Genomic DNA, 7435 nt, shown 5'->3' with positions numbered 1-7435 from the left:
GTCTGCACGTCGCCGCCCCCGCCGATCGCCGCGACCGGCATCAGCGCAAGCGTCGCGCCCAGAAGCGCGAAAAGACGGGGCCGCCGGCCTGACATGTGGTTCGTCATTTCCTGTTCGAGCACATTACCAGCAGCCCAAGACGGCTTGAAGCTAAACTCAGGTCGTGAAGAGCCCGTAAACAAAAGGTTATCGAGGTCGTTCGAATTGCCGACACTGGCACCACGGCAATGCTTGCCGCTGAACAATGTCGAGACTATGGTGCGCGGCTTCGCTTTCGGCTAGAAGGCGCGCACGATAGACCGACCGATAAAACACGAATGCATGTCGCCCAAAAGTGGACACCGGTTTTGGGGCAACGAGATGCATAAACCAACGAAGTCCCAAGGAGTTTGGACGATATGCTGAGAGGCTCGCTGACCGCGCTCGTTACACCGTTCGACAAGAGCGGGCGTTTCGACGAGAAAGCCTTTCGCGCCTTCATCGAGTGGCAGCTCGCCGAGGGCACCAAGGGGCTGGTTCCGGTGGGCACCACAGGCGAGTCGCCGACGCTGTCGCATGACGAGCACCGCCAGGTGGTCAAGGTCTGCATCGAGGTCGCCAAGGGCCGCGCTCCGGTCGTCGCCGGCGCCGGCTCCAACAACACCGAAGAGGCGGTGGGCCTGGTGCAGTTTGCCGAGCAGGCGGGTGCCGATGCCGCGCTCGTCGTCACGCCCTATTATAACAAGCCGACGCAGCGCGGCCTCTACGAGCACTTCGCCGCTGTCGCCCGCGCGACCAAGCTGCCGATCATCATCTACAATATCCCGCCGCGCTCGGTCATCGACATGACGCCCGAGACGATGGGTCGGTTGGCGCACGACTTCAAGAACATCGTCGGCGTCAAGGATGCCACCGGCAAAGTCGAGCGCGTCTCCGAGCAGCGCGCTACCTGCGGCAAGGACTTCATCCAGCTTTCCGGCGAGGATGCCTCGGCGCTGGGCTTCAACGCGCATGGCGGCGTCGGCTGCATCTCGGTGACGTCGAACGTCGCGCCCCGCCTCTGCTCGGAGTTCCAGGAAGCGACGCTGTCCGGCGACAGCGCCACGGCGCTCGACTTGCAGGATCGCCTGCTGCCGCTGCACAAGGCGATCTTCACCGAGCCTGGCCTGTGCGGCGCCAAATACGCGCTCTCGAAGCTGGGCAAGGTCGAGAACGTCGTGCGCTCGCCGCTGGTCACGATCGAGGCTTCGACGGCCGAGAAGATCGACCAGGCGATGAAGCACGCCGGCTTGATAAACTAGAGCAATTCCAGGAAAAAGTCCGGAATTGCGTCAAAATGAATAGATAGAGCGGTTCGACGTTTCCATGAAACGGTGAATCGCTCTAGATGAGGTGCCACCTCTCCGCATTATGAATCAGGTCAAGAAAGCCGATCCCAACAACAGGACCGTTGCGGAGAACCGCAAGGCGCGGTTCTCCTACGAAGTCCTCGACACGATCGAGGCCGGCCTGGTGCTGACCGGCACCGAGGTCAAGTCGCTGCGCCAGGGCCAGGCCAACATCCAGGAATCCTACGCCTCGGCCGAGGGTGGCGAGATCTGGCTGATCAATTCCTACCTGCCGGAATATCTTCAGGCAAATCGCTTCAACCACGAGCCGCGCCGGCGCCGCAAGCTTCTGCTCTCCAAGCGCGAGATGGCGAAGCTGTCGCAGAGCGTCGATCGCGAAGGCATGACGCTGGTGCCGCTCAAGATCTATTTCAACGATCGCGGTCGCGCCAAGCTTTTGCTTGCAGTCGCCCGCGGCAAGAAGCTGCACGACAAGCGCGAGACCGAGAAGCAGCGCGACTGGTCGCGCGAGAAGGGTCGCCTGCTCAAGCAACGCGGTTGAAAAATCTCAGCAGCAGCCTGAAAAAAGCCAACAGTTCGCCTTCAGCTTGCGGAGATGTGGAGCCGACAGCAGGGGATAGTCTTGAAGAAGCGGATCGTCCTCTGGGTCCTGGCCGGCCTTGTTCTGGCGTGCATCGCCGCAGTGGGCGGGCTGTTTTATTTCCACACTTTCTCTCCTGATCGCGACCGATTCCCGGTCAGGGGCATCGACGTCTCCCACCACCAGGGCCGGATCGACTGGCGACGCGTTGCCGCCGACGACGTCGCCTTTGCCGTCATCAAGGCGACCGAAGGCGGCGATCATGTCGACGATGCCTTCGCCACCAACCTGCGCGAGGCGCGCGAGGCGGGGCTGGCGGTCGGCGCCTATCACTTCTTCACCTTCTGCCGGCCGGGTGGCGACCAGGCGAGGAATTTCATCTCGGTGGTGCCGCGCGGCGAGCCGCTGCTGCCGCCGGTGGTCGACATCGAATTCGGCGGCAATTGCCCGCAGCGGCCGTCGGCCGAGCAATTGAATACCGAACTCCAGGCGTTCCTCGGCCCGGTCGAGGCGGCCTTCGGCAAGCCGGCGATCGTCTATCTCACCGATGAGGCGGCTCAGGCCTACTCGGCGCATATCGCCGTTCGCCTGCGCTGGCTGCGCTCGCTGGCCATGCGGCCGGGCGAGGACGACTGGATCTACTGGCAGTACCACAACCGGGGCCGCGTCGACGGTATCGTGGGCGATGTCGACCTGAACGTGCTGCAGGGTGGGGCGGACAGGCTGGCCGCGCTGTTTGCCTCGGCACCGGTCGATTCTATTCCTGTAGAAACGCCGCGATCTCCTTGAACACATTGACGAACATTGCTTCCGTCAGCACGCCGGTGTTGGTGTTGTAGCGCGAGCAGTGGTAGCTGGAGAACAGCGTGATGCTTCCGGCTTCCTGACGTCCGCCGTGCCGGAACGGATAGGCGGCGACGCGCTCGCCCAGTGCCCGCACCGTCGACTGGTGTGCGATCGAGCCCAGCGCCAGCACCGCGCGCAAATTGGGAAAGCGCCCGATCGTCGGCACCAGGAAACTCCGGCAGGTGGCGATCTCGCCGCCTACCGGCTTGTTCTCCGGCGGCACGCAGCGCACCGCGTTGGTGATGGCGGTCTGCACCAGCTGCAGTCCGTCATCGGGCCTTGCCTTGAATTCGCCGCGCGCCAGGCCTTGCGCGATCAGAGTGCCGTAGAGCAGGTCGCCGGCATAGTCGCCGGTGAACGGCCGTCCAGTGCGGTTGGCTCCGCACAGGCCGGGCGCCAGCCCGACGATGAGCAGCCGCACCGCGTCCTCGCCCTCCGGCGGCAGGAAGGTCGGCACCGGTGCATTGAACCAGGTCGGCTCGCGCTGCCGCCAGTCGGCGATGAAATCATGCAGCCGCGGGCAGAGCGGGCAGTCGCGGCCGGGTTCGGGGGAGGTCGCGGCCACCAGGGCCGCCGTCGTCAATACTCGTCCTCGTCGACCTCGGCCGGTTCGGGCCGCCGCACCGGCCGCTCGGACGGATCGCGGCCGACTTCGTTCTTCAGGCTCATCAGGTCGATGAAATGGTCGGCCTGGCGACGCAGGTCGTCCGATATCATCGGCGGCTGCGAGGCCATCGTCGAGACGATCGAAACCTTGCGGCCGCGCCGCTGCAGCGCCTCCACCAGCGTGCGGAAATCGCCGTCGCCGGAGAAGATGACATAGTGGTCGACGACGTCGGCGAGCTCGAGCGCATCGACGGTGAGTTCGATGTCCATATTGCCCTTGATCTTGCGGCGGCCGGTCGAGTCGGTGAATTCCTTGGCCGGCTTGGTCACCACCTTGAAGCCGTTATAGTCGAGCCAGTCGATCAGCGGCCGGATTGAGGAATATTCCTGATCCTCAACCAGCGCCGTGTAGTAGTAGGCACGCAACAGATAGCCGCGCTTCTGGAAGCTCGACAGAAGCTTGCGGTAGTCGATGTCGAAGCCGAGCGCCCGCGAGGTGGCATAGAGATTTGCGCCGTCGATGAAAAGAGCGATTTTCTCACGAGGGTCGAACATGGAAAAATGTCCTTTTTCAAAATGGGCGGTCGTCTAAATGCATCGGCGACCATGCCCGCGGCCCCATGATGGACCATACGGCCTTATCATCCGAGATAGCGCCAGTTTTGCGGCAATCCAAGCAGTGTCGGTGCCTCGCAAGCAATTGTGATCGGCGGTGCCATCGTCGCGGGTCTTTTCCCGCACTGAGCCTGGATAACCCCTGAAGCCGCACCACCTTGCCAAGAAGCTTGTATTTTAGCGGCGTTCAGGTTAAGGACCGCGCCTGTTTTCCATCAAATCCATCGCATGAAAGGGGCAATTCATGGCCCGCGTAACCGTTGAAGATTGCATCGACAAGGTCGACAACCGCTTCGAGCTCGTGCTTCTGGCCGGCCACCGCGCCCGTCAGATCAGCCAGGGCGCGCAGATCACCGTGCCGCGCGATAACGACAAGAACCCGGTGATCGCGCTGCGCGAGATCGCCGACGAGACGCTGTCGCCCGACGATCTCAAGGAAGACCTGATCCACTCGCTGCAGAAGCACGTCGAGGTCGACGAGCCGGAAGCTGACGGCGAGGTGATCGCGGACCAGACCGGTGCTGCCGTCGCGACGGCCGATGCCGACGATGCCGAGGACAATATCGCTTTCGACCGCATGACCGAGGAAGACCTTCTGGCCGGCATCGAAGGCTTGGTGCCGCCGGAAAAGAGCGACGACTACTAAGCTCTTGGAATTGCCTGGATCAAGCATCCGGCACTTCCGTATCGGCAGTTTCGTGGCTATCTATGACATGCGCCGCACACCAGTGCGGCGCATGATTCATTTCAGCACCGAGAGATCCCGCCCATGATGCGTCAGTATGAGCTTGTCGAGCGCGTCCAGCGCTACAAGCCTGACGTCAACGAGGCGCTGTTGAACAAGGCCTACGTCTACGCCATGCAGAAGCATGGCCACCAGAAGCGCGCTTCCGGCGATCCCTATTTCTCGCATCCGCTCGAAGTCGCCGCCATCCTCACCGATATGCATATGGACGAAGCGACCATTGCGGTTGCCCTGCTGCATGACACGATCGAGGACACCACCGCGACCAGGGCCGAGATCGACGAATTGTTCGGGCCGGAAATGGGCAAGCTGGTCGAGGGCCTGACCAAGCTCAAGAAGCTCGACCTCGTCTCCAAGAAGGCCGAGCAGGCGGAGAACCTGCGCAAGCTCCTGCTGGCGATCTCCGAGGACGTGCGCGTGCTGCTCGTCAAGCTCGCCGACCGCCTGCACAACATGCGCACGCTCGACCATGTTCCCGAAGCCAAGCGCCTGCGCATCGCCGAGGAGACGATGGACATCTATGCGCCGCTCGCCGGTCGCATGGGCATGCAGGGCATGCGCGAGGAGCTTGAGGAGATCGCCTTCCGCTACATCAATCCGGAAGCCTACCGCGCCGTCACCGCGAGGCTCGCCGAGATATTCGAGCGCAACAAGGGCGTTCTGACCGAGATCGAAAAGGCGCTGTCCGGTCTGTTCGAAAAGCATGCGATCAGGGCCAGCGTCAAAAGCCGTCAGAAGAAGCCGTGGTCGGTGTTCCGCAAGATGGAGGCCAAGGCGCTCTCCTTCGAGCAGCTTTCCGACATCTTCGGCTTCCGCGTCGTCGTCGACACCGTCGAGGATTGCTACCGGGCGCTCGGCGCCATCCACACGACATGGTCGATGGTGCCCGGCCGCTTCAAGGACTACATCTCGACTCCCAAGCAGAACGACTACCGCTCGATCCACACCACCATCGTCGGCCCGTCGCGCCAGCGCGTCGAATTGCAGATCCGCACCCGCGAGATGAACAAGATCGCCGAATACGGCGTCGCCGCGCATTCGATCTACAAGGATACTGGCGGCAAGACGAATGGCGCCGGCCATGCCATCTCGAAGGAGACCAACGCCTATGCCTGGCTGCGGCGCACCATCGAGCAGCTGGCCGAAGGCGACAACCCGGAGGACTTCCTCGAGAACACCAAGCTGGAGCTCTTCCAGGACCAGGTGTTCTGCTTCACGCCAAAGGGCATGCTGATCGCGCTGCCGCGTGGCGCGACCCCCATCGACTTCGCCTATGCCGTCCACACCGATGTCGGCGACACGTGCGTTGGCGCCAAGGTCAATGGCCGCATCATGCCGCTGATGACGGAGTTGAAGAATGGCGACGAGGTCGAGATCATCCGCTCCAAGGCGCAGGTGCCGCCGGCGGCCTGGGAATCGGTGGTCGTCACCGGCAAGGCGCGCGCCGCCATCCGCCGCGCCACCAAGAATGCCATCCGCAAGCAATATTCCGGCCTCGGCGCCCGCATTTTGGAGCGCGCCTTTGAACGCGCCGGCAAGAATTTCACCAAGGAGAGCCTGAAGCCGGTGCTGCACCGGCTGGCGCGCAAGGACATTGACGACGTGCTGGCCTCCGTCGGCCGCGGCGAACTGGCCTCGACCGACGTCATGAAGGCGGTGTTCCCCGACTATAAGGACGAGCGCGTCACGGTCGGCGCCCCCAAGCAGAGGGAGGAGGGCTGGTCGAAGATCCGCAACGCCGCCGGCATGCTGTTCCAGATGCCCGGCCGCGCCGCGCGCAAGGACAAGGACCAGCCGCGCGATGGCGCGGTTCCGATCCGCGGTGTGCGCGGCGATTTGCCGGTTCGCTTCGCGCCGGAGGGTGCCGTGCCTGGCGACCGCATCGTCGGCATCATCCAGCCCGGCACCGGCATCACCATTTACCCGATCCAGTCGCCGGCGCTGCAGGCCTTTGACGACCAGCCCGAGCGCTGGATCGATGTGCGCTGGGACATTGACGAGCGCACCAAGGAGCGTTTCCCGGCGCGCATTTCGGTCACGGCCATCAATGCGCCGGGCTCGCTTGCCGACATCGCCCAGGTCGTTGCCTCGAACGATGCCAACATCCATACACTGTCGATGGTGCGCACCGCGCCCGACTTCACCGAAATGCTGATCGATCTTGAGGTCTGGGATCTCAAGCACCTGAACCGGCTGCTCTCGCAGCTCAAGGACAATTCGAGCGTCAGCGATGCAAGGCGCGTGAATGGATGAATAGTGAATAGTGAATAGTGAATAGTGAATAGTGAATAGAAGGGGCTCTCACTACCAACTACTCACTACTGATTCACCACCCACCATCGGCATGGAGCAACTATGAACACCGACGAAGTGCTGGGCATCTTCCGCGAGGCCGGCGCAGTTCTGGAGGGCCATTTCATCCTGACGTCGGGCTTGCGCAGTCCGGTCTTCCTGCAGAAGGCGAGGGTCTTCATGCATGCCGACAAGACCGAGCGGTTGTGCAAGGCGCTGGCCGAGAAGATCCGCAAGGCGGTGCCCGGCCGGATCGACTATGTCGTCGGCCCGGCGATCGGTGGCCTGATCCCGGCTTACGAAACCTCGCGTCATCTCGGCGCCCCGGCGATCTGGGTCGAACGGGAAGGGGGCGAGTTCAGGCTGCGCCGCTTCGAGATCGCCAAGGGCTCGCGTGTCGTCATCGTCGAGGACATCGTGACC

The 7435-nt window shown here is 63.0% G+C and carries 9 protein-coding genes; 6 read left to right on the top strand and 3 right to left on the bottom strand.

The window, feature by feature from the left end; genetic code table 11:
- On the bottom strand, positions 1-245 hold a 245-nt coding region (locus tag EN745_RS36575), incomplete at its 3' end, for a hypothetical protein (RefSeq protein ID WP_210213774.1).
- A 153-nt stretch (positions 246-398) separates the two neighbouring features.
- Here EN745_RS36575 and dapA point away from each other — a divergent pair.
- The 3 genes from dapA to EN745_RS25170 all read left to right on the top strand — a co-directional run bounded on the left by dapA (position 399) and on the right by EN745_RS25170 (position 2697).
- On the top strand, positions 399-1280 hold the full coding sequence (gene dapA / locus EN745_RS25180; RefSeq protein ID WP_126055724.1) for a 4-hydroxy-tetrahydrodipicolinate synthase: 882 nt from the start codon (positions 399-401) through the stop codon (positions 1278-1280).
- A 109-nt stretch (positions 1281-1389) separates the two neighbouring features.
- Complete coding sequence (smpB, locus tag EN745_RS25175) at positions 1390-1869, top strand: SsrA-binding protein SmpB (protein WP_126055723.1); 480 nt, start codon at positions 1390-1392, stop codon at positions 1867-1869.
- 81 nt (positions 1870-1950) lie between these two features.
- Positions 1951-2697 carry a GH25 family lysozyme gene (locus EN745_RS25170; protein ID WP_127422518.1) on the top strand — a complete coding sequence of 249 codons (747 nt, stop codon included), beginning with the start codon at positions 1951-1953 and terminating at the stop codon, positions 2695-2697.
- Here the strand turns inward: EN745_RS25170 and EN745_RS25165 are convergent.
- Complete coding sequence (locus EN745_RS25165) at positions 2666-3337, bottom strand: uracil-DNA glycosylase (protein WP_189363155.1); 672 nt, start codon at positions 3335-3337, stop codon at positions 2666-2668. The genes EN745_RS25170 and EN745_RS25165 overlap by 32 nt on opposite strands.
- The gene (locus tag EN745_RS25160; RefSeq protein WP_126055721.1) at positions 3334-3915 is read right to left on the bottom strand and encodes an NYN domain-containing protein; all 582 of its coding nucleotides are present in this window, start codon (positions 3913-3915) and stop codon (positions 3334-3336) included. The genes EN745_RS25165 and EN745_RS25160 overlap by 4 nt, the downstream gene beginning before the upstream one ends.
- A gap of 304 nt (positions 3916-4219) precedes the next feature.
- Here EN745_RS25160 and rpoZ point away from each other — a divergent pair, with 304 nt between their 5' ends.
- The 3 genes from rpoZ to EN745_RS25145 form a co-directional block, all read left to right on the top strand.
- Positions 4220-4621: a DNA-directed RNA polymerase subunit omega gene (gene rpoZ / locus EN745_RS25155; RefSeq protein ID WP_126055720.1), complete on the top strand. Its 402-nt coding sequence runs from the start codon at positions 4220-4222 to the stop codon at positions 4619-4621.
- A 123-nt stretch (positions 4622-4744) separates the two neighbouring features.
- The gene (locus EN745_RS25150) at positions 4745-6973 is read left to right on the top strand and encodes a bifunctional (p)ppGpp synthetase/guanosine-3',5'-bis(diphosphate) 3'-pyrophosphohydrolase (protein ID WP_126055719.1); all 2229 of its coding nucleotides are present in this window, start codon (positions 4745-4747) and stop codon (positions 6971-6973) included.
- 102 nt (positions 6974-7075) lie between these two features.
- On the top strand, positions 7076-7435 hold a 360-nt coding region (locus EN745_RS25145; protein ID WP_127422517.1), incomplete at its 3' end, for a phosphoribosyltransferase family protein.

It is taken from the genome of Mesorhizobium sp. M4A.F.Ca.ET.022.05.2.1, from assembly GCF_003998845.1.
Classification (GTDB): domain Bacteria; phylum Pseudomonadota; class Alphaproteobacteria; order Rhizobiales; family Rhizobiaceae; genus Mesorhizobium.
This window is presented reverse-complemented; position numbering and strand designations above follow the sequence as displayed.

Coding starts and splice junctions, on each gene's coding strand:
- dapA (WP_126055724.1), top strand. CDS start 399: ATGCTGAGAGGCTCGCTGACCGCGCTCGTTACACCGTTCGACAAGAGC.
- smpB (WP_126055723.1), top strand. CDS start 1,390: ATGAATCAGGTCAAGAAAGCCGATCCCAACAACAGGACCGTTGCGGAG.
- EN745_RS25160 (WP_126055721.1), bottom strand. CDS start 3,915: ATGTTCGACCCTCGTGAGAAAATCGCTCTTTTCATCGACGGCGCAAAT.
- rpoZ (WP_126055720.1), top strand. CDS start 4,220: ATGGCCCGCGTAACCGTTGAAGATTGCATCGACAAGGTCGACAACCGC.
- EN745_RS25150 (WP_126055719.1), top strand. CDS start 4,745: ATGATGCGTCAGTATGAGCTTGTCGAGCGCGTCCAGCGCTACAAGCCT.